The following is a 21,034-nucleotide window of genomic DNA, read 5'->3' as shown; positions in this document are numbered from 1 at the left end:
ACTGCGGGATTCAAGACAAATGGAATGCAGATTGCAAATTAACTAAATCCCTGCGAGGGCTACCAGAATATTTCTGTAATAAAGGCACACCAGCCAGCCCTAGACGACTTCTTGGTCTAAGAAACATCCTGAGCTTCGTATCCCTGCTAAGAGCTGCTCATCTGCGTACGAACATCCTGTGCTTTCGATAGATGTCTGTTTGCCTTTCCCTGCCTCATCAGGAGCATGGCCCTCCCCATTGTGTAAACGCTCCAGCATAGGTTGGTAACCGGGTTCCCAAGCAGAAAGTCCATCAAAAACATCTCGAAGGGCAGCAAGGATGCGCATCCCTGAATAATCTAAGTCACCCCAGAACCAACTACGTAACTTCACGCTTGCGCGTAGCCAGCCAAGAAATTTTGCCGTCAGCTTTTCGTCGAGAGTCCCGTGAGCTGCAAAGTAGACAGATGCACCAGTCGGGGAACGTAGGCGCTTGGCCCCACCTTTGAAACCAGATGCAAACACCAGCGCCAAACTAGCGTAGCGGCCAGAACCATCTCGAGTCGCCTGCTCAAAAGTTGCTTGGTTCTCGATGAACAGAACCCCAGAAAATCCGTCTTGAGGCAGGAACACTTGCAGTTGAACCGGCATCTCCGGAAATGGACACTCCTCTTGCTGCAACAGGATAGCCACCAGCTGCTGCCGGCCATCCAGTACCTTCGATTGTCCCCAGAACAAACGAGCAGACACTTCTCGCAGGAGAAGTGGCTCATTTGCCAATGAAGCTAGTTGCCCTAATTGCCCAACAATTTCCTCTGGCGAGCGCACTGGAATATCAATTTTGAGGCGGGAAACCGCTTCCTTCACTGCCTCCTCTGCTGCGAGACATGAATAAACTGCTGCTCTCCAAAGTTCCGAAGCAGACTTTATTCTTTCCGGGCGCCCGGTTACTCGACGTATTTCAGTCTCATTCTGTACAGTCAGACGGGGATTTCGCTCGTACGGAGCTAGGCCTGGTTGAGCACGCTCGAGTTTCATGTCGAACCAGCCCCAGGCAATCATTTGCTCGAGGAATGCCCACTGTTGTTCGCGTTCCTCCTCAAAATTGGCTTTGAATAGTGCAGGAAATGACTTCCCGTCAAGCTTTATTCGTCGAGCAAGAGCCTTGCCCTGAGCATCAGCAGCATCGAGCTTATCAACGATAAAGTTCAGAAGCTGGAGTATTCCAGGAGTCCTTAGCCAGAGCGGTTCGGTCATGCGACCTCCTTGGCCTCAGCAGCTTCGAACATTAGCTGAGCCTGTTGGCGTACGTCCTGACGTCTTGCCTCCCAAAGTTCGCGAAGCTTGTCAGTATTCAATTCACGCTCATCTGCCTCAGAGATGAAGTCAACTTCCCCATTAGCTTCAGCCTCGGTCCTAGTGAAACACCACTCTCTGGTGAATTCGGATTTGAGAGCACCAGCATGCTTAGTCGGCATCGCACAAATCAACTGCATGCCCAAGCTGTCTCTGATGAACTTCATAACGTCATGTGCGCGCCCTTCGTCCATCTTCGCAAAAGACTCGTCATTCACTAGCAGCTTGAGATTGGTTCCCTTCTCAAAATGCTTAAGTCTATTTGTCACGACTGCCGCACGCACAATGTAGGCTGGCGTTTCTAGCTGTCCGCCCGAGCCCGTGCCCCACTGTGACAAGGCGATTTTTGAGCCGGAATCAGATTCCTTCCAGATTTCGTAACGACGATAGTTGCGGTAGTCAGCAATCCGCTGAAGCTCCTTCTGAGCTCGCTCCTGGTCATTCGATAGGAGCAGGTCCAAGAGCTTGTCCCGCACGACGCAATTCTCCGGACTCAAGGCTTCTTGGTCAAACAAACCACGAGACTCTTGTGCTTCAGCAAGGTCATGCGCTGCGCTAAAGAACTTGTAATACTCCTCAAATTCCGAGACCCAACCCGACCAATCAATTCGAAACTTATCTGTTCCAAATTTCAGCTTTTCCAGTTCTATGTTCAGTGCTTTAAGAGTGCGAATGCCAGAGTCGACGGAGTTACGAATTTCGTAACAGAACTGCTTAGTGAAGACATCCCGGAATGAGTCTTCTGCCAACCTTAGCTGCTCGAGGTTTTTGTAGAGACCAATATCTTTCTGGGTGCGAAGCTGCTCCCGTACGTTGGCGTGCAACTTCACCAGCAGACCGTAAACTGGCCCAAAGTTACCTTCCCGATGTTCGCCATAGGGAAACTCTAGCTTTTCGTCTTGTCGCGCGTACTGGTTGTACTCCCCGACTCCTTCTCTCACGTCACTCGTGAAATCTCGCGCACTCAACTCAAGACGCTGCACCGCTTCCTGTAAATTTTGAGGCCCTTCGCCTGTGACAAGCAAGGCATCGACCTGCTCTTCCATAGAGATGAATGAAAGAGCAGCGTTTACCTCAGTAAGCGCTTTGAGTTTTCCGAGCTCCTCCCTAACTCGTGCTTTACGATTGGGAATAGCTGCTTCTTTCTGGCTAACTGTTGTTTGCTGAGAGGTAATTTGAGTCCTGAACTCACCAATCCGCTGGTTAGCCCCGGTAATCGAGGTTTCACAACGAGCGATTTGAATATCCAGGACTTCCTTCTCGCCAATCAGAGCTTTGACTTCCGTTAGGTCCAGACGCTTTACATCCTCCCAAATAAGCTCAATGTCCGATACAGCCTGACTCGCTGAGGATGTGGCATCAAAATTCGGCAGCTTCCCTTGTTTCACAACGCCAAGTAGCGCCCCCAACCCCAGTCGCTGCTGCTCTATCTTGGAAAGGGCTTCCATGGCAGCCAAGTGGTCGGCCTCTGCCTCCTCTCGAGCCTTGGCTTGCTGCGCCTTGCCGAAGACCAAATTCTCGGCATGTGCTGTAAAAAAGGTACGACTACCCGCAGCACGACCATCCTTCATCAAACCTCGGGAGGTGTAGCGAAGAGTTTCAAAGTCATGGACCTTCACCACGGGACCGTATTGCTCAACTAGATAGGCCTTAGCGACTGGATGGTCCGTCGCCAATTCATGAATAATTGAGTCGTTCGGCACCAATTCTGGCTTGGCTTTTCTTCTGCACAAGGCGCCCTGGATAACTCGTACCCGAGGGAAGCGGCCCTTTACGAAGCGCGTTGCTGCCTCTTCGTCGCTCTCAGGCACAATCAGGTTAAAGCGGGCACCGTCTAAATACCCTTCGATAGCAGGCATCCAGTCAATATCAACAGGCTCAATCAAATCGCAAAGAACTTGTATTGGAATATGTGGCAACTCACTGCGGAACGACTTGAGTGCGTATTGCACTTCTCTTGGGTAATCAGCACCACCTTCCGCCAAGTTTCTTTTACGTTCGGCTGCATCCCTTTCCCGACCAGATGCAGCTTCCTGTAGTGACTGCAGCGCCCCCAACTGTCCATTCACGGCTGACACAAAACTGTCAGTAGCCCCAGACATCACCTCATACAGGGCATCGAAGTTATCAGCAATATTCTCGAGGTCGCGCAATGCCTTCGAGATGGTGAGAGTTTCTTCAAGGGACTCCTGCCCCAAGAACTTCACTAGCTGCTCCTTCCATTCCTGAATCGGAAGACGGCGTAACTTGGAGAGTTCATTTCCAATCGCCGTTGCAGACGCCTGAATAGTCCTAAAGTCGTGAGGGATAGGTAATGCTATTAACTGGTTCGCTGCACTCTGAAGGGCTACGACATGAGATAGCGCAGTCACCAACTCCGCCAGACCATCCTTCAAAGATTGATAGGCGCGATTTTCCCGCTCATCCAAACGAGCTTTTTCATTTGCAGCAGGAATACCGGAGAGTTTTGCTTCAATTTTCACCAGGCTTTCATGGTGAGTTTTCTTGTCGCTGGTGGCTTGTCTAACGACTTCGTTTTCTGACTCAATCTTCGTATTGAGCTCGACAATTCGGTCGTTCGCTTGCGCGAGGAGGCGTTCATCTTCAGCAAGTAGCCGCTTGGATGATAGCACCTGATACACCGTTGCTTTCTCGTAGGCATCAGTAGCCTGAGCTATTGCCCCTCCGAGAACCTTCAACCTACCAATGTTAGCTTCGAGCCGCTCACCTTCTTTACGCAAATTGTGGACTTGGCGGACCAGGTCGCTGATTTGAGAGATACGCTGAGATAGCTGCTGAGGGTCGTGCTCCAGAATCTGGGTCTTTACGAGTTCATCGACGCTGCCGATTGGCTTGTGAGCAATAGCCTGACACCAAGCTTTTGCGGCAGCTTCAGCCTCGGTAAAGGACACAACTTTTTGCCCACGAAAACGGCCGTAAAGCTGACAAAGGTATTCGCGCTTGTTGTCACGAAAATTGTGAACCTTTGGATACAGCGCCTTTAGATGGGATTCGATTTTCTCGACCTCAACCACCTGCATGTTGCCTTCAAGGTCCAACTTAACCAGGTCGTCCATGCGGAGCTCTGCATCATCAATGATTAACAATGCCAATCGCTCTTGCACGGCCTGACGACGCTCTCCTGACCCATCTACCCTGGCTGCCGCTGCAACGAGAGCGGTAAAGCTCTTCCCGCCCTCTTCGCCCTCGCTAGGCTTAAACACCAGACCGACATAGCCATGAGCACCGTCAGGACGAGCGAAGAGATTATCTTCGGCACCTACGATGTAGGACCAAAGAGTTCGCTTGGTTTTCCCATTGCGTGCCGACTGAGTTGTTTCATCCTGCCCTGGGTTGTAGCTGAATATGTGCTGATAGATAGCAGTCATGCCAGTCTGAAGAGCGTCCAGCATGGTCGACTTTCCTGAACCAGTGGGCCCCGTCAGGAGAGTCATGTTTCCCATTGGGTATTCGCCGCAACGCAGTGAGCCCCAGTTAACGAGAATAAGTGACTCCAGTTTCATTGGTTTTCTTCCTGCACACCGGCATCTGAAGCAGCTTCAACCGGCTCACCGCCATCAGCTTCCAGCGCAGCTGCTAACGCATCGTTACTAATAACTCCCAGAATGGTCTGGCGAATGGCAATGAGAGCATCCTCATCGGACATCGAAAATGTCGGACTCAACCGAATCAAACGGTGGCGTTTGAGCTCTCGAAGAACCTTGTCTCGGTCAACAACTGACTCAGGTAGCGGTCGTTTCAGTTGTGTTTGCAACGTGGCAGCCAACTCATCAAAGCGAATTAGCACCTCTCCCTCATCAGTGAGGTCTTTTCCTCCATCGGTCAGACCCTTTTGATAGAGAAACCGTAAAGCTAGAGCTGCTGCTACAAAATCGGGGCTGACGCGCGCTCTTAGTGATGGCACAGGTTCGACATCAACTGGGGTGATTCCAGGAACCTGTGCACCAGGGGCATACAATCTGAAGAACTCACCTTTGATGTCATGATGCAGATGAAACCCTGCTAGGCCAAAATACTCGGTCAGCAATCCTTCGATACGATGAGAGTCATCGTAGTAGCGTTGCTCTGCCCCATCTTCGTCTCGAACAACGATTCCATAGGAAAAAAGGCGCGTAACCAATTCTTGGAATCGCTCCAATTTGATGCTAGCAACTTTCAGTTGCTCAAGCGCTGCGGTCGTTAGGCTCATGTGCAAACTCAATTTGGTAATCGTCAGCTGAGTAGAAGTCGTTTGTGAGCTTGGTGGGAAGCTTCGTTGCCTTCATGTCAGCAGCCTTGGAATTTCGTATAGCCTCTACTGCCTGCATTGCATGCAATACGTCTGTGGCGGTCTTAACCGGGAGAGTTGAAAGACGAACGGGGCGATTCCGTAGCCGTAGCTCCCGCCGAATACTTTCAGCAACGTCATCATTTGACAGAGCAAAGGCTCCGGCTTCCGCACGGTGCAATGCGGCAGCCAGACGGGAATCTCTACTCACCCTGGGCTGAACCGTGATTGCCAACGCTTTCCGCCTTTGAGATGCCGAACGAAGCTTGAACGAATGTGGGTCGAGAATCCGAACCTCAGCCGCCGACAAAGCCTCACCAATTTTGGATAGCAAGGCTGACTGCCGCTCACCTTCCAACTCGGCGACCATTGCAATCGCTTTACTGTAGTTGTGTTTCGCTTGGCCACCGCGAAGAAGCATTGCCTGCTGCACGATGCTTGTTGCCCGACGAACATAGATGTTCATTGCCTTAAGCAATTCAGGATGCTTTGTTGTGCAAGCCGCCTCGACCATTTCCTCTATACGGTCTAGCATCCAATCAACCGTACTGCTTGAATGACGCTCAGGATTTGCCCAGGTTGCAATGTCTTGTAGTTGTTGCTCAAGAACCTTGAACTGGTCATCCTCAATGCAGCGCAATTTATGGATAGCTTCTCGGATGGACTGGCGGTGACGCTCGACATTATCGGCCGTCATCTGCTTTTTGAAGTCTTTCTCGAATCGGTCGAGAAACTCCATGAACTCATCCCAAGGAGTTCTAGTGGCTTCTGACATTAGTCGCCGCACCAATTCTTGGAAGTAGTCGACACCCTCAGAAAGGTCACTGATAACTTTTTCCGCATAGTCGTAAGCATCAACCAAGTCATAAGCGTCGACGTTCTTTCTGGCTGCATCCAACGCATTTCTGCAACCGCGGACATTGCGTTGCCTGCTTCGGGTTCTCAACCGACTTAACGACCATATCGCTTCGGCAAACAGCTTTCCCGGCCTAGTGAACCGATAGGCTGTAACAAGGCCTACTCGGTCACCAAAAGTTTCCAGCCAACCATCTTTTAGCAAAGCACGAATTAGTGCCCCGGCTAGTTGCTGAGCATCTCCACTATCAATACCTGCGAGCTCATCATCGCCAGCTACAGCATCAACAAGCGCATCACCAGAATGCTCCTGGATGACAGGCATCAGTACGTCACGAAGACTGTCTCGGTTAAGATTTTGTGAGTAGTCCGCACCAGGTCCATGCAATCGCTCATAAAGCGAACGAAGACAGGCAGCCACAAGCTCCCGACCCTTGCCGTTAAGCGGGCGGAAAAAATTCTGGCGTTCAGCTTCAAAAAACATTGACTCGTCTTATTGTTATGACAAATGAAGTATAGCGCTCAAATATCTGAGTCCTCGAACCAGTCAGCATTTCAAGTGATTAACTAAGTAGCAAATTCAATAGGAGTCATTGGGAAAACAACTCCCCCCTGGCAGAGGGCCCCATAAAACCCCGCCGTCCCGACAATCAAGAAAAACAAAGGCCATCCATCGGTACGTTCCATTGACTGTCTTGACCATTCCGAAAGGTCAATTCCAGACGGAGTTGGATGCTCTTCCGGATGGGTGTGCCACTCGCCAACATAGTCTGCTAGGGAGCCAGTTTCACGCCATTTAGCAACGGCTGCTGCTGCGTGACCAATAATCTCCCTGACAAAACCAAAACGCTGACGTTTATCAGTCTCGCGAGGAATGGTCAGCCACTTTATTTCGATGCTCTGTCCGCGGCGTAAGCCCATGAGAAGGCCACCGGCTTCAGTTGCGCTAAATGATTTCTGGCAATACCCAGCGGCCTGTTCGATGACGTCTTGGTCAATAGCAACCAAACGTCCTGATTTTGGTTCAAGCCAGCCGGTTACGAAGCGCACGCAGGGCACCCTTCGATTTTCTCGAGCTCTTGGTCTTGGGTTCCTTGCAAAGCCCCCTTCATGACTCTAGAGCGAAATTTCGGAGTGCTCTGGCCATTCACCCAATCCAGGACGGCATCCAGGGCTAGCGCGGCAGCTGACACAGAAACGCTAACTGGGAAAGGCACATAAAGGCTTTCACAGCCAAAACCTGCGTATGTGGGTGGAACAACAGCCCCTGTAGCAGCTTGATGAGTAGTCATGCAGTGATAGCAGGCCACGTCGGGTGTATCTCTGATTAAGGCGTGAACACTTTCTCCTGCACCTGCAACCCAAGAAAAAACCATGGGAACAAAGCGCTCCTGACGCATTGTTTTGTTGAGAAAATTGGAAAGCGCCTCCTCCCCGGTTGCATCAATAACAAGGTCAAACTCGGCCAAGTTAGCAACCTTTCGGACATCCTCTACGCATGCTTCAACACAAGCACTCGGTACAACGCGCTTAAGTTCATCTGCCAACTCAGAAGCTTTGGATTTGAAGATGCTGGGCAACCCCAAACGATGCCGCCCCATGTTTCCCGGCATAAAGCTCTCTGAATCAATCAAAGTTAGCAATCCCCCTTTTAGGCCCGCGCCTGCCCGAATCAGCAAATCAGCCAGATAGCCACCAATCGTCCCGCACCCGACAAGGGCAATCCGAAGCCCAACGAGTGTTTTTCTTTCTGGCACGTTCCTACTCGCCAGATAGTCATCATCAATACGAATTACTGACAGCGGGAAAATTCGAGACTTAAGTAGTGCGGGTCGTGCATTCAGCCGATGAATCAAGCTACCGCTCCGCTCTGATTGGTCGAAGTCAGTCAGAATTCCATACCAAGATGTTGGCGACTGAATCAGAATGGCTGCATAACGGCACCCTGATTTCATCCCCCTATCGAGCGACCTGACAATTCGTCGAGAACAATCTGAATCCAGCTCCCCTTGCCAGGACAAGAATTCACCAACAGTCGTTGGCGGCCAGGAGGTCTGCCTTACACCGGGGCTAGTCTTTGACTTAAAGACCTGAACATCCACCGCATGATGCTGTGCGCTAAAAATGCTGTCAGATAACTTTTTCTTTGTTCGCTCGACGTCATCAGTTAGAAATACAAACTGGTAACCACTGCTGGAGTGCTTGCAAAAAAATGCTTTACCGCTGCTAGCCTTGGTAAGTGGCATATCGGCAAACACTACCTCCCCTGGCCAATAGGCAAAAAACTCTTCGGCCAGGTCGGCAGCTAAATCCCCCCTAACTGCACTTTCCACAACTTGGACAGCCCGCTCGATGCACGCCAGTGTCTGACCGGCTGGGTCGAATATATTCAACGCCAGTGTTCCGCGGGCTGCATAACAGATGAACCCGTCTGGAGAAACATGGGGAACGATAGCGGGCATGCCGACAGGTCGCTCAAGAAGCTGGATTTCCGGGAGGTCCACGAAAGAGTCATCTTCAAAAGTTACCCTGATTCGCACCAAATTCCCGCAAATAGGCACCGCTCCCTCGAAGGCATACCCAGCCGTCGAATAGACGAACTGGAACCCGCGCTGATGAAGTGCTTGTGTTGCCAGCTGAATGCCTGACGACAAAATTTAGCCCGCCTTACTTCTACCGACCAGAGGTGAGGCAACAGCCACTGCAGGTGCTGCCTGCACGGTACTTTTAACGCTTTCAGTCTTCACCCGCTCAGGTAGCAACGGAAAACGAGTACCAAACATGGCTTGCAGCCATGTGCATGCTTGCATAGGCTCCGAAGCATGAATTGCCGCCTCCAGGTACTTGGCCAGCTGTTCTAGTTTCGTGCAAGTGTCCTCGACCCCCTCTTTACCTAAGCGCTTGGTAAGCGACTCTTCGCGGTCAACAGGATTCGATACACCACGCCTAAGAATAGCGGGAAGTTGTTTGACTACATCCAGTAACGCCAAGTCGTCTCGACGCTCCCTAGTCTCGTAGCATTCTACGGCAGCAGCCATCAGGAGAATAGAAGCAGGACCGCCAGACTCCCACTGCCAGTCCCGAAACGCTTTCAGGTACCGAACTACTCGACGAAGCTGCTCTCCATGTACAAATACTGCTTTGACAAACCAATCTTTCACAGGTCGAGGGTCCGAGCGAATCCAATCGTCATCACGGTGCGCCAACAACACCGATTGCGTTGGCAGTGCTTCCCATACATCCTGTTCAGACTTAGCAAGCACGGCATCGAGCGCAGCAACGCGACGATTTCTTGCTTCAGTAAGCTTTACGTATTCACTGTCAGGAATTGCATAGAGTGGAATGTCCTCATGCGCGTCTGCGGCGATGATGACTCGAACACAGGTTGCCTTCGATGTATCCAGCCGCCAACCTCGCATATTAACGAGGGGCTTTAGCGTCTCTTCAACAGCCCGAAAGAAGACTTTGCTCGCAATACTTGGGCGCGGCGTTTCTTTCACAAAACTCATGGGCAAATACGCCCCGTCATCAATATCTGCCTGCTGCGTCTTCTTAGCAGGAGCATTCAGCGTTTTATAGGCCCAAGAACCCTGAGTAAAAAACCTCGGCGTCACAGCTGCCTTGACTTCATCATCAGCGGCCAAAGCCACTGGCAAATGCTCCTTTAGCCAAACTCGAATTTCAGCTTTTGACTCGGCCAAATTGCCTTTACGAACTGGATGGAGTTCGATGTTGGTCAGCAGAGAAACCTCATCGACAGACGAGTAAAAAAGTGAACTCAGATTTAGCATTGGGGCAACTCCCTGTTCTTATTGGGGCCATGGAAAAAGGTGGGCGATGAGGCAACGTGCGTTCTAAATGGGGAAAATGACTTCATACCGAGAGCACCTTGAGCAGCATTTCGAGCACGCAGGGTTAAAGTTTTAACGGCCGCAGGGGAAACCACGTCGAGGCGGCGAATGTCGTCGACCTGGTCAGGTGTCGCCTCGTCATCGATACGGGCGTAGCGTTCACCAAGCTCATGCTGAAGCAGGAAATTGGTTGATGACTCCTGTGCCGAAATCATCAACGAGATGAGTGCTTCGCTCCAGTCGAGAACCCCCCTGTCTCGACGGGCACCACCTGGCACGGTATTACCTGAACTCATCGTTCCGATTGCAAGCAAGCGCATAGAGGCCGGGTCAGCTTCCATGAAGTGCTTCGCTTCATGAAGACCGAAAAATCCTGGGGAGTTACCTACCAAACCTCCGTCACAGAATATTCCCCGAGAATTTTCGGCCAGCGGCAGAAAAACGGGAGCAGCCGACGTTGCCAAGGCGACATCTACCAGTGAGAGTCGGTGGTCGAGTTCCACACGGGGATGGTGGGGTGTCTTGAACATTTGTGCACGACCGGTTGAGTAATTTACGGTCGGAATCAGGACAGGATGTTTTAGGTCGCCGAGCAACCGACCTTCGAACACCTTCTCCAGGGTCTCACGCAGACCTTCGTCACTGTGCTTCGCCCTGAAGATGCCGCGCCCAAGGCGCCGCAACCAGGACTGACGCCCGAATATATCTTTACCATGCTTGGTAAATATCTTGGTGAGTTCTGAGGTCGGAATCTCAGCAGCCAACCCCATTGCCAACAAACCACCCACAGAAGTGCCACAAATCAAGTCAAAGCGATTTGCGATGGATGAACCCAAGGTGGCCTCTAGTTCCTCGAGCACTGTCGCGGTATAGAGCCCACGAAACCCGCCACCAGACAAGGCAAGGATGTGGAACGGCTTAGGTTCGCTACTACTCATATTTAACCCTTCGGAGGAAATTCGTCTTTACCGTGGCTATCACGCTCGCGAATACGACCATCACGACCATGAATCAGCAATTCCGTACCCTGATTCCGCGCAATGTTGCGAGCTCGGTCTATCGCCTCTTGCTGTGTATCCACGATTACCGTTGCACGCTCAGCACCGGCGCCTTTCACTGCCCATCCGTCATTACGGGGTACAACGTGTTGATTTCGTTTCGTCATTTTTTTACTCCAGGACAAGAGACATCCGTTCGTATAGGTGCATCCGCATCTGTAAGATATATCTAACCCATGGAAAATTCAACCCTTGCACCACAAATTTGTTCGGGTGTATCTTACGCGCCACGCTTTCAGCTGGCTGGTGCCAGTCCGGGCGAAAGAACTAGGAGGATAATGTCATGTCCCTCGGGGCTAAGCTCAACGAGCTTCGCATGAGAAAGGGAGAGTCGCTGCAACAGATAGCTGACACCATTGGTATAACCAAAACGCATATATGGGAGCTTGAGAAAGGTAAATCCTCGAATCCGTCAGCAGAGCTACTTCGAAAGCTGGCTGACCACTTCAAAGTCACAGTGGACTACTTAATTGACCCAACTCGGGATGGGCTCACTTCAGATGATGAAGCGATGGTTTTCTACAGGGACCTGAAGTCACTGGAACCTCGAGACCAAGAAACGCTCAAGCAAATGATGGAATTTCTAAAAGGCAAAAAAGATTGAGTTCAAGCATTTCCCTCGACCTTATGGAGCTGGATGGCAAGGTCCGCCCCGTAGAAATTGTTGACGAAATCCTGCGCCAGAATCCAGACATGCCCTACCCAGTTCCACTTGAAGAACTGGCTACTGCTGTAGGGATTCAACAAATCGGCGAGTTGGTTACCGAGGGGTTCGAGGGAATGCTTATGACCAACCCTGAAAAGTCTCAGGGGGTCATCATGGTGAAAGCAAATGCCAACCCACAACGCAGGCGATTCACTATTGGCCACGAGCTAGGTCACTACTTGCTTCCCTGGCACCGGCAATTGAGCTTCTCCTGTTCCTCAGAAAGCATCAAAGACTCTGGGACTGATTCAAAATCTGCCAAGGGTGTAGAGATGGAAGCTGAAGCAAACACATTCGCTTCAGAGTTGCTAATGCCGTCTGCGGTATTCAAGAAATTGCAGAGAAACGCAGGAGAACCTGACATTGAGCAGGTTGTTAAATTCTCTGCCCACTTTGATGCCAGCGTCGAAGCTACGGCTCGCAGATTCATGAACCTCTCCGACTACCCAGTTGCTTTCGTTTTTTCGCTAAACGACACCGTCCGATATTGGACGAAGGGACCTGAATTTCCTTACCTGTTGAGTATCAAAAACGGTCAGCAATTACCAAAGCAATCGTCGGCTCGTGGCAGTGGCCAAGGCATAGGCGAAATGGAAGAGTTAGACGGGTATATTTGGCTGTCTGATGCAAGAGGGCCTGGTTTGCCAGACAAGATTCTTGAACAGACCCTGCATCAGCAAGACGGTTACAAAGTAACCATGTTGTACGTTGAAGAAATGCCTGATGAGGACGAGGACGAGGACGACGAATAGCATCTGGTAGGACTTTCTTCGACCGAGAATGCGCCTCCTTTTTCGCTCCCATCTTTTCATGGCTTAACGCCTGGTAAGAATGTACCAAGCCTAACCGGGTTAAGCCGAACAACTCGCCTGCTTGGGCTGTTTTTGAAGGGCCTGGCGCCACACATGCCACAACCACACCCCTTCCTGGTTGCACACCTAACAGGCGAAAAGGCTCGAATATTGTTCAGCCTCCACGTACGAGCTAAATCTCGATTGAAAGGCGAAAGCTTGGCGTGCATGCCACAAACAACATACGGTCTGCAGTCGTGTCATCACTGACGATATTCCGCCTAAGCCAGCGCAGTAGGAGTCGCTGACGGATGAGCTTACGGAAGCCGTCCGTCATATTTACCAGACGCATGGTAAGAACTGTGGACTTGGCGATATCAAAGCATTTGCCCGAGCCATCGAAGCTACCCACGGCATCAAGCAACAACAGGAAAACCACTCTAGCCTTTCTTTGTGAGGGGTTTATTCACATCATTCAGTAAGACCCCAGAATAATGTGGCAACAGACAGCATAATGATTCATTTAACATATAACCTGACGCCTGTTTGGCTCTCCAATGATGGCAGGTTCACCTATCAAGGCCGATTTTGACTCATCAAGAACATGCAAAAGAACTCCTGTTTCTTGTAGCGGCGAACCGAACTCCTCAATTTTCGGGTGTTGGGGTTGTCTTCTACAAAAGCTTGCGGTCAATCCCTCACATTTCCTTGGGAACACCAAAACTATCAGGCCCTCAGCTCCCAATTTCTGGATACGAGGAAATTGCATCCACTTTGGTATCAATTTCTGATGCTGCATCGCCCTGGCACGACGGCTTTCACCTAATCAACACCAAAACTAGGTCACTGACACATATTTCACAGTTTCTTTCGCCAGTTTTGCCGAAAAACGATGCTGAAATTGGAGATAGACGACCAAACGGAGCACGCCACATGACGGCCTACCTCGTTTCTAACCTTCCTGAAATTGCTTGCGTTGGGCTACTGACTCACACTGGTGAGCTATGCATCTTCGAACACGGAAGAAAAATCTGAGTATCTATTGCGATGAATCTACTAAGCCTGACTTACGCAGAATTTGAACGCCTCTTAAAAGGCTTCACCATTGTCACCATCGTTGTCGCCGGCCTAATCCTAGCTGTGAGACTTGCTCTCGATACGCCACTAGCGACTGCTGCTTGGCAAGCCATAACCTCTGCCTTAACCGTGACTGGCTTTGCCTTTGGTTTCTTTGCGAGACAAACTTGGAACTACCCTTTACTCGCCAAGTGGCTTGGCCGCCCGATTGTCCATGGCCTCTGGCGAGGAACTCTAAACACAAGCTATAAGCGTTCCGACGGCCAAACGGTGCCGCCAATCGAAATCGCATTTGTAATTCGACAGACCTACCTTTCTTTATCGATTGAGTCATTCACTAGTAATCAAGAAGGCGAATCGAAAGTAGAGGCACTCATTCAAAACATGCGGACTGATGCCACACGGATTTGCTACATCTTCGAACTGCGAAGGCAGTACAACGGCGAAAACAAGCTCACCACCGGCTCGGGTGAATTAAAACTTCTTGATGCAGGCAATCGACTGAAAGGTCACTACTGGACCAACTCTCCAACCCAGGGGGACCTCGAACTGACATTGGTCACGCGCGACTGCGAAGGCGTCAATTGCTATGAAGTAGCAGAACGCAAGTGGATTGAATTTGCATCTCAAGCAAGAGTCACCGCTTAATTCGAAGTCGGAGTGAACGTGAATATCCCACCTGACTCACCTGTTCTTGCACTTGAACATAACGTCACATGGGCATTCGAGAATGCGACGCCATATTCGGGAAAGTCCCTTTCTGAATCAGTGCAAAATGGACATATAAACGCAGAAATCGGCCTGAACTGCAACCAAGTAGACGCCCCACCCCAAGGACCATTTCTTCATCGCCCCAATGCCAAAGCCATTCCAGAAATGCATCTGAGCTTGAAGCATCTGGAGTTATTGTGGTCGTTCATTTATTCGTGGATGGTGATTTACGAGAGCGGTATCCAAAAGCCCATGCTCGAAGGAAGTTGGAGCGGTTCCCTCGACATAACAAATCCAATAATCCATCGCGCTCTTCGACTTCGTGAATGGTCAGCCTCTCTCCGCACATCGGCTAGCAAATGGCCTGCCGACCTACCCTCTCCGATTCACTATCCATCGAAGCAAGAGCAATGGTACGGAGAAAAGGCAAACTTGGTTTTCCAACAAGCAGCCGCCTTTTTACTCGGGCACGAATACGCTCATGCTCTTGGTAAGCACCTTGAAGCAAAAACACACGATGTCTCTGACTACGAAGTGTTATTAGCTGAAAAAGAAGCTGACGTAAGGGCATTTGAAAGCTTGGTCGAATTTGCGACAGATGATGACGAAAAACTGGACAAGGCTTGGGCAATCATCACCGCGCTACTTAGCTCCCTATATCTATGCTCCGACATGAAACAAGCGTTTAGGCAGCGCCGCCACCCTCAGTTGCATCATCGACTTCAACATTTGTTGAGCATGTTGAATTTTCAAGGTGAGCAATACCAAAGCTACTTCCCAATGCTGTGCGTAATCATCCTTGAGTACGCCATACCTGAACTCGAAATCATGTCTAGTTCAGAAGCAATTTTCGAGGATGCAAATCACGTGCTTGAAGACGTAGTTGAACGCATTACTGCTTGGTCAAAATAAAACCTTCTAACCTTCAAGCCACTCCTTGCAAAGTGATTTTTCACGTATTGCCCTCATTTTGCCCCAAGGTATAAAACCGCCAAGCCAATTCATAAGTAATGCTGCTGTGAGCCCAGCCATAGGCAACCAGGACGGAAGCTCCCAGCCAAACATCAAGACCACATACCAAAGGGCGCAGAACAATATCCTGGTAGACATTTTCATTGAAAGGCGTACTGTGAAATCAAGTTTTGACCCGATGCTTTGGTCAGAATCTGATAGCAACGACACGACTGGAGGCAACATGGTTGATAGTCCGCCGCAGTACGAGATGGTTGCGTAGTAACCAAACGGCTCTTGCCGAATGCCTTGGTTAATCGCTCCGAGGCCTAAGATTTACGAAGCCCATGTCTAACCTACATGGGCTTTATGCTTTTCAGCCCCCTGTCACATCGTTATGACATCGGGTAACCTGGTTGTCTCTTTCTGAGTGACACCATGAGCATCCAGGAAATCCGCGACCCAGCCGCAATTCGTGCGGCTATGAATGAGTACGACCGCGTCGGACGTACCTACTTCCTCGAAAAATACGGCTTTGGCAAAGCGCGTGAATACCTGCTGCGCGACGCGGCCACCGGTCGCCTTTACGACTCTAAGGCGATTGTTGGTGCAGCCTACGGCTATGCCTTTCCCGGCCAGTCTCCCCTCAGCGCGGGTGATTTCAACGGTGGAGAAGCGACCGTTGAACACCTACTGACCAGTCTGGGATTTGAGGTTGTTCACATAGGCCAAGACTGGTCTCGCGAAGAGGTCGTGGCAACTGTTCGAGACTATTTTGAAATGCTTCGCCTGGAGGCCAGCAGCCAGGTGTTCAACAAGTCAGAACACAATGAACATCTCCGGCAGAAGCTACGCACCCGCAGCAAGGGCTCCATTGAGATGAAGCACCAGAACATCTCGGCTGTGCTGGACCAACTCGGCTTACCGTATATCCGGGGTTACAAGCCACGCTCCAACTTTCAGGAACTACTGCGTGAGGTCGTCCTGGCCGAGGTTCAACAGGAACAGCCTGTTTTGCAAAAAATCGTCGATGCCATAGAAGACCAAACCGAACCTGGCAACCGAAACTATCGTGGGGTTCTGATTGAGCCCCCTGTTCCCGAGTCCATGCCAACCTCCAAACGTCGTGAGCGCCTCCCCAGGAAACTCGACTACGCCGCACGTGATGAGCGGAACCGTAACCTGGGCCACAACGGCGAATCATGGGTAATGGGCTTCGAGGAAAACCGACTCAACGAGGCCAATCGGGATGACCTCGCCTCCAAGATTGACTGGATATCGTACCGCTGCGGCGATGGCACCGGCTACGACATCATGTCCTTCGAAGAGGATGAGATTACCCGGTTCATCGAGGTCAAAACCACCAATGGAGGTTCTCTGACCCCGTTCATTATCAGCCGGAACGAGTTGGAATTTTCAGAGGAAGCAGAAGATGCATTTTGCCTTTACCGCGTGTTCGAGTTTGCGAAGTCACCAAAACTTTTCATCGTGAGGGGTGCGCTGAACCGTAGCCTGCATCTCGAAGCCCTGGATTACCGAGCGAGACTAAAAGCCTTGCTCGCCTAGCAGGCAGGGCGCTAAGCCCTGAGTACCTGCAGTCGGTCGTCCTCCGTAATTTTCCAACTTGCAAGAAACCCTGCATTAACTAGATGGACAATCGCCTGCCTCAAAGTTCGACGGAAGAGCCGAAGTTCGCCTGCCCTGGAACCAGACAGCTCACGGAGCGTGGATACAGGAAGAGCTATTGGCTTAGCATGTGTGGCCAAGAACGCATGCAACCACTGCGCCAATGGTCTGCCCACCAGTTTTGTCCGAACATTGCTGTCGATAGAGGTCCAGCGGGCCACCCCAAATAGCCTTGCCATAGTCGGTGAAACACGCAGGCTGATTGTCGACTTACTGACTTGCTCCCGTTCTTCATAGACCACCATACGGTCTGCGACCATGACGGTTACGCCCTCATGTTTTACCTGAATGACTGCCATTCCAAGCCGAACCAAACTATCCCGCAACCACTCTTGGCTAGCAGCCCCCTCGGTTCTCCCTATTCCCCGCAGAAAAGGGAGTAAACCAACCTCGACATGCTCCCCCAAACAGTCTCGAGATAGATGCAAGCAATGCAACCAAACATCGAGGTCTGCTTGGTCCAGTTGAATCCCTGAGAACAGCACCTCATACCCACCTTGAGAGGCCACCTTTTCGCGCATCAATGTCGCACGTTGCCCTTTCTTCAAGACAGCAAATACTGCGCCTCGTAGGAGACAATTCGGTGAAGCACGCTTTTCCGCCCCAACGAGCGGTAACTGGACAACACCATCAGTGGCAACGGCCGAGCGTTTTCGACGCTGAACCACCTCGGCTGATTTGGTGGTCACACCGGCGGAAAATTGCCCGATGGTGCCTTGTTCAGCCAATCTAGCTGTAATAGCCAGCAGCTGAGTGTTCAGCTTCTCGACCTTTGCTGCAGCCATATCGATTGATGTTTGGTCGCCAAACCGGCGAGCTTGGTCAAGTTCGGTATCTGCAATTTGCATTTGCCGCTTGAGTGGTTTCTGTCGTGACATCACAAAGTCCCTTTTCAAAAGTGACCCTGTATAGCCATCGGCAATTGAAATCCACAGCCAATTGGCAAATCGCCCATGCAAGTTTAATTAACTAGACATATCCCATTGACAATGGATAACACGCACACACTCAATGGATAACACGCACGGCAAGCATGGATAGCACGCACACTGATATGACAAAAACCATTGCGGCACAATGATTTCCGAGTTGCGTAATACTTTTAATACTCCCCTATTGCTTCGCAATTGCTGATGCTCAGCACCGGTGAGCTTGTTATTGACCGGAGCCCCCACCCCATCCCCTTTGACAAGAACATTGTTACGACCCAAACCGCTTTGCCTGGTTAGCCGTCCGTGGCACCACCCCCACTAACCGGGTACGGCAATACTAGTATCAAATTTCTAACTAGAGCCAATACACCTGTTTCGCGGTTCAAACGTCTTGACGTAAAGCCCATCACCTGAAAAAGCTTCGCGGCCCGTCAGTTAGCCCCTCCCATCAGGTTCACGCCTTTGCCTCATCCTGACCTCAGATAACCGAGCATAAGGAAGGTTTTTGGTTATCCCAACCAAGGATGAGCTGATAGATGCACGGTATCAAGCATCAGTCAAAAAATTCATACATGACTAACACGGGAATAAGAAAGCCCCGACTAGCAGGGCCGTCTTGATGCCATCACCCTAGGTGGCCTACCATGGCGCCGCTTGCTGCCTGAGAAACTTCAAGCGCCGCTCTGAGGTGAATCCAGGCCTCCCTGTAGTAAGTAACTCAGGTGATACTCGAACCATCCTGTAACAAGCTACGACTCAATCAATACATCAGCAAAGCGCTGCTAGGCAAGAGGGCTGCCTTGTCATACGGATAACCACTTATGAGGCAGACCCAAAAAATGGGTACCCGAAATTCGGATACCCAAAAAATCACGACGTACGGTTCAAACGCAACTCAAACGAAGAGTCAGGCCGGCTCAAGACATACACCTGACTCAAGCTGACCCTGGGTATCAGGCTAACGTGTTCTGCGCGTTCGTACAGCACAACCAGCAAGCGCTGCACCTGCACCGGCAGTTCACACAGCATTGGAACAGCGACACCAGTCGAAGCAGCAACTGGCGATTCGCCAATTTGTACCAACGCCTTAGTTAGCTGCGCCTCCGCATCTACTGCCTTTTCCAGAAAATCATCAAAACGCAGCCTCCCAGCCAACACATAGACCAGCACCAGCGGCACGTTCAAATACCCCGCGCACGCCCGCAAAATCTGCTCGTCCAGCGCAGCCATCGATTTCACGCCTCGCAACAGTTGCGACAAATAACTGCGACCGACACCCAAGCGGGATGCCAATTGCGCAATACTGAGTTCATCTTGCCTCATACGCGCAAACAGCAACGTCGCTAGTGGGCGACCTACAAAATCCACTACTTTCACGATGTCCTCCAAGCCACAAGCAAAATGCCTGTGTCTGGTCTAGCTACATCGCGTCGAGAAATAGTCTCCTTCGTCAAGAATTTACGCAAACTACGTTGCCAGTAGCTACGATTTGCCACTGACAGCCTCCATTTTTGCGAATTTAACCCGTTGGAGTAGCGTTCATTTCCTCTATCGAATCTAGCGGAGAGTAATGAACCATCCGTCTACACGGCTTTGCTTGATGGCTGAGTTCCTGCTGGTCCACAACAGGTGCCCCCTGGCTTGCGTTCTCTCGCAACAGAGGGCAAACACAGTTGATGCCCGGTGCCACCATGAGGTGCCCAGAAAACGAAAACGGGAAAGTGCCACGCTCGTTTCTATTTGGTAGCGGAGTTTCGTACTCATGAGCATTCTCAGCATCAGCCAACACGCCGATACCTCCCTCATGCCCCCATAACGCGCCATACGCCCTTCAGTTTCAGGGCTGATTCTGAAGTCAATCTCCTGTAAGCCACCTCCTCAACCCAATACACGCCTGAGAATTTTGGCCGTTAGCTAGACTTTCGCCATTACGGAAACAGGAAACAGATATGGCCCGACACCCTACATGGACCGAAATCAAAATTGCCCAGTTCATTAAGGAGGGCCGCGGCAAAGGTGCAGGCCCCAACTACAGCGCCTGGGTCCAAGTCCCCGACTTCTCTTCCAAAGGCGACAGCCGGCGCGTCTTCAGCCGGAAGACCGGCCGTGTCCATCACCTGATGTCGACAGTCGAGTGGTGGCTTTTCCTGCTTCTTGAATTCAGCGAAGACGTTGTCGACATTCGCGAGCAATTCCCCATCAGTCGCGACGACACGCAACAAATTGCAGTCGAGCTCGGAGTAAAGCACCCTCGATATCCTGGCACCGACGTCCCCACCGTCATGACGGTAGATTTCTTTGTTGTTAGGCAACTCCACGGTGTCCGCCGCGTCGAACTATATGACTGCAAACGCACCGATGATGCGGAGGATGTCCGTGCCCTAGAAAAGCTGGAAATCATTCGTAGGTACGCAGAGGGAGTCGGCATACCGCATCACCTGGTCTTCAGCTCGGAGCTCCCCCAAAACAGGGTTCGCAACCTCGAATGGATTCGCACCGCGGATGCTGGCCAGGACGAGTCCGAGGAACAAGTCGATTACTTCGCACAGCATCAGGCTCGACTCCTCAACAACCTGGCGAATTTCCAGCGAACCTGGAGTCTTGCTCACTATTGCGAACACTACGATTCGCTCGTTGGAGCCATCCCCGGCACTGGTCTTCGTGTCGTTCGGCAACTTCTGCTGAGCCACCAACTGACTACGGACCTAAACCAGCCTGACCTTGCTGCGTCGCCCATCGCGATGTTCAAGCCGCGCGGCGACAATAGGCTTCGCCTGGCAGTCGGGGGCTGAG

17 protein-coding genes are annotated in these 21,034 nt (G+C 51.1%); 6 read left to right on the top strand and 11 right to left on the bottom strand.

The genetic code is table 11. The features are described from left to right. Window positions 1-99 precede the first annotated feature (99 nt). The 9 genes from GH663_RS21050 to GH663_RS04450 form a co-directional block, all read right to left on the bottom strand. Window positions 100-1,236, bottom strand: a complete 1,137-nt coding sequence (locus GH663_RS21050; RefSeq protein WP_211371058.1) for a DUF2220 family protein — start codon at window positions 1,234-1,236, stop codon at window positions 100-102. Then, entirely contained in the window at window positions 1,233-4,859 is a 3,627-nt protein-coding gene (locus GH663_RS04485; protein ID WP_153130487.1) for an SbcC/MukB-like Walker B domain-containing protein, read from the bottom strand. Before GH663_RS04485 ends, GH663_RS21050 begins: the two co-directional genes overlap by 4 nt. Then, window positions 4,856-5,545, bottom strand: coding sequence for a DUF4194 domain-containing protein (locus GH663_RS04480; protein ID WP_153130486.1), 690 nt, complete (start codon window positions 5,543-5,545; stop codon window positions 4,856-4,858). The genes GH663_RS04485 and GH663_RS04480 overlap by 4 nt, the downstream gene beginning before the upstream one ends. Next, entirely contained in the window at window positions 5,520-6,962 is a 1,443-nt protein-coding gene (locus GH663_RS04475; RefSeq protein WP_153130485.1) for a Wadjet anti-phage system protein JetA family protein, read from the bottom strand. Before GH663_RS04475 ends, GH663_RS04480 begins: the two co-directional genes overlap by 26 nt. 83 nt (window positions 6,963-7,045) lie before the next feature. Next, window positions 7,046-7,528 carry a Mov34/MPN/PAD-1 family protein gene (locus GH663_RS04470; RefSeq protein WP_153130484.1) on the bottom strand — a complete coding sequence of 161 codons (483 nt, stop codon included), beginning with the start codon at window positions 7,526-7,528 and terminating at the stop codon, window positions 7,046-7,048. Next, a complete protein-coding gene (locus GH663_RS04465; RefSeq protein ID WP_170291333.1) occupies window positions 7,516-9,132 on the bottom strand; it encodes a ThiF family adenylyltransferase in 1,617 nt (538 codons plus the stop codon). Before GH663_RS04465 ends, GH663_RS04470 begins: the two co-directional genes overlap by 13 nt. 3 nt (window positions 9,133-9,135) lie before the next feature. Beyond that, window positions 9,136-10,269 carry a CBASS cGAMP synthase gene (locus tag GH663_RS04460; RefSeq protein WP_153130482.1) on the bottom strand — a complete coding sequence of 378 codons (1,134 nt, stop codon included), beginning with the start codon at window positions 10,267-10,269 and terminating at the stop codon, window positions 9,136-9,138. Then, window positions 10,263-11,267 carry a CBASS cGAMP-activated phospholipase gene (locus GH663_RS04455; RefSeq protein WP_153130481.1) on the bottom strand — a complete coding sequence of 335 codons (1,005 nt, stop codon included), beginning with the start codon at window positions 11,265-11,267 and terminating at the stop codon, window positions 10,263-10,265. Before GH663_RS04455 ends, GH663_RS04460 begins: the two co-directional genes overlap by 7 nt. A gap of 2 nt (window positions 11,268-11,269) precedes the next feature. Further along, complete coding sequence (locus GH663_RS04450; protein WP_153130480.1) at window positions 11,270-11,494, bottom strand: DUF2188 domain-containing protein; 225 nt, start codon at window positions 11,492-11,494, stop codon at window positions 11,270-11,272. 176 nt (window positions 11,495-11,670) lie between these two features. Here GH663_RS04450 and GH663_RS04445 point away from each other — a divergent pair, with 176 nt between their 5' ends. The 5 genes from GH663_RS04445 to GH663_RS04425 all read left to right on the top strand — a co-directional run bounded on the left by GH663_RS04445 (window position 11,671) and on the right by GH663_RS04425 (window position 17,189). Further along, entirely contained in the window at window positions 11,671-11,991 is a 321-nt protein-coding gene (locus GH663_RS04445) for a helix-turn-helix domain-containing protein (protein ID WP_153130479.1), read from the top strand. Then, window positions 11,988-12,845 (top strand): ImmA/IrrE family metallo-endopeptidase, encoded by an 858-nt coding sequence (locus GH663_RS04440; protein WP_153130478.1) that lies wholly within the window; start codon window positions 11,988-11,990, stop codon window positions 12,843-12,845. The genes GH663_RS04445 and GH663_RS04440 overlap by 4 nt, the downstream gene beginning before the upstream one ends. A gap of 1,086 nt (window positions 12,846-13,931) precedes the next feature. Continuing rightward, complete coding sequence (locus GH663_RS04435; protein WP_153130477.1) at window positions 13,932-14,609, top strand: hypothetical protein; 678 nt, start codon at window positions 13,932-13,934, stop codon at window positions 14,607-14,609. An 18-nt stretch (window positions 14,610-14,627) separates the two neighbouring features. Beyond that, complete coding sequence (locus GH663_RS04430; protein ID WP_153130476.1) at window positions 14,628-15,584, top strand: phage exclusion protein Lit family protein; 957 nt, start codon at window positions 14,628-14,630, stop codon at window positions 15,582-15,584. 477 nt (window positions 15,585-16,061) lie between these two features. Continuing rightward, window positions 16,062-17,189: a protein NO VEIN domain-containing protein gene (locus GH663_RS04425; protein WP_153130475.1), complete on the top strand. Its 1,128-nt coding sequence runs from the start codon at window positions 16,062-16,064 to the stop codon at window positions 17,187-17,189. A gap of 11 nt (window positions 17,190-17,200) precedes the next feature. Here GH663_RS04425 and GH663_RS04420 read toward each other — a convergent pair whose 3' ends face one another. Both GH663_RS04420 and GH663_RS04415 read right to left on the bottom strand, forming a co-directional pair. Next, complete coding sequence (locus GH663_RS04420) at window positions 17,201-18,187, bottom strand: replication initiation protein (protein ID WP_153130474.1); 987 nt, start codon at window positions 18,185-18,187, stop codon at window positions 17,201-17,203. A gap of 924 nt (window positions 18,188-19,111) precedes the next feature. Next, a complete protein-coding gene (locus GH663_RS04415; RefSeq protein WP_153130473.1) occupies window positions 19,112-19,618 on the bottom strand; it encodes a helix-turn-helix domain-containing protein in 507 nt (168 codons plus the stop codon). A 572-nt stretch (window positions 19,619-20,190) separates the two neighbouring features. Between GH663_RS04415 and GH663_RS04410 the strand changes: the two genes are divergently transcribed. Further along, complete coding sequence (locus GH663_RS04410) at window positions 20,191-21,033, top strand: TnsA endonuclease N-terminal domain-containing protein (RefSeq protein ID WP_153130472.1); 843 nt, start codon at window positions 20,191-20,193, stop codon at window positions 21,031-21,033. Window position 21,034: the final 1 nt, after the last annotated feature.

It is taken from the genome of Dechloromonas hortensis, from assembly GCF_009469765.1.
GTDB classification, from domain to species: Bacteria; Pseudomonadota; Gammaproteobacteria; order Burkholderiales; family Rhodocyclaceae; genus Azonexus; species Azonexus hortensis.
This window is presented reverse-complemented; position numbering and strand designations above follow the sequence as displayed.

Bases quoted from the DNA above. Each gene is read 5' to 3' on its own strand.
- GH663_RS04410 (WP_153130472.1), top strand. From the start codon at position 20,191: ATGGCCCGACACCCTACATGGACCGAAATCAAAATTGCCCAGTTCATT.
- GH663_RS04420 (WP_153130474.1), bottom strand. From the start codon at position 18,187: ATGTCACGACAGAAACCACTCAAGCGGCAAATGCAAATTGCAGATACC.
- GH663_RS04425 (WP_153130475.1), top strand. From the start codon at position 16,062: ATGAGCATCCAGGAAATCCGCGACCCAGCCGCAATTCGTGCGGCTATG.
- GH663_RS04485 (WP_153130487.1), bottom strand. From the start codon at position 4,859: ATGAAACTGGAGTCACTTATTCTCGTTAACTGGGGCTCACTGCGTTGC.
- GH663_RS04480 (WP_153130486.1), bottom strand. From the start codon at position 5,545: ATGAGCCTAACGACCGCAGCGCTTGAGCAACTGAAAGTTGCTAGCATC.
- GH663_RS04455 (WP_153130481.1), bottom strand. From the start codon at position 11,267: ATGAGTAGTAGCGAACCTAAGCCGTTCCACATCCTTGCCTTGTCTGGT.
- GH663_RS04475 (WP_153130485.1), bottom strand. From the start codon at position 6,962: ATGTTTTTTGAAGCTGAACGCCAGAATTTTTTCCGCCCGCTTAACGGC.
- GH663_RS21050 (WP_211371058.1), bottom strand. From the start codon at position 1,236: ATGACCGAACCGCTCTGGCTAAGGACTCCTGGAATACTCCAGCTTCTG.
- GH663_RS04445 (WP_153130479.1), top strand. From the start codon at position 11,671: ATGTCCCTCGGGGCTAAGCTCAACGAGCTTCGCATGAGAAAGGGAGAG.
- GH663_RS04435 (WP_153130477.1), top strand. From the start codon at position 13,932: ATGAATCTACTAAGCCTGACTTACGCAGAATTTGAACGCCTCTTAAAA.
- GH663_RS04460 (WP_153130482.1), bottom strand. From the start codon at position 10,269: ATGCTAAATCTGAGTTCACTTTTTTACTCGTCTGTCGATGAGGTTTCT.
- GH663_RS04450 (WP_153130480.1), bottom strand. From the start codon at position 11,494: ATGACGAAACGAAATCAACACGTTGTACCCCGTAATGACGGATGGGCA.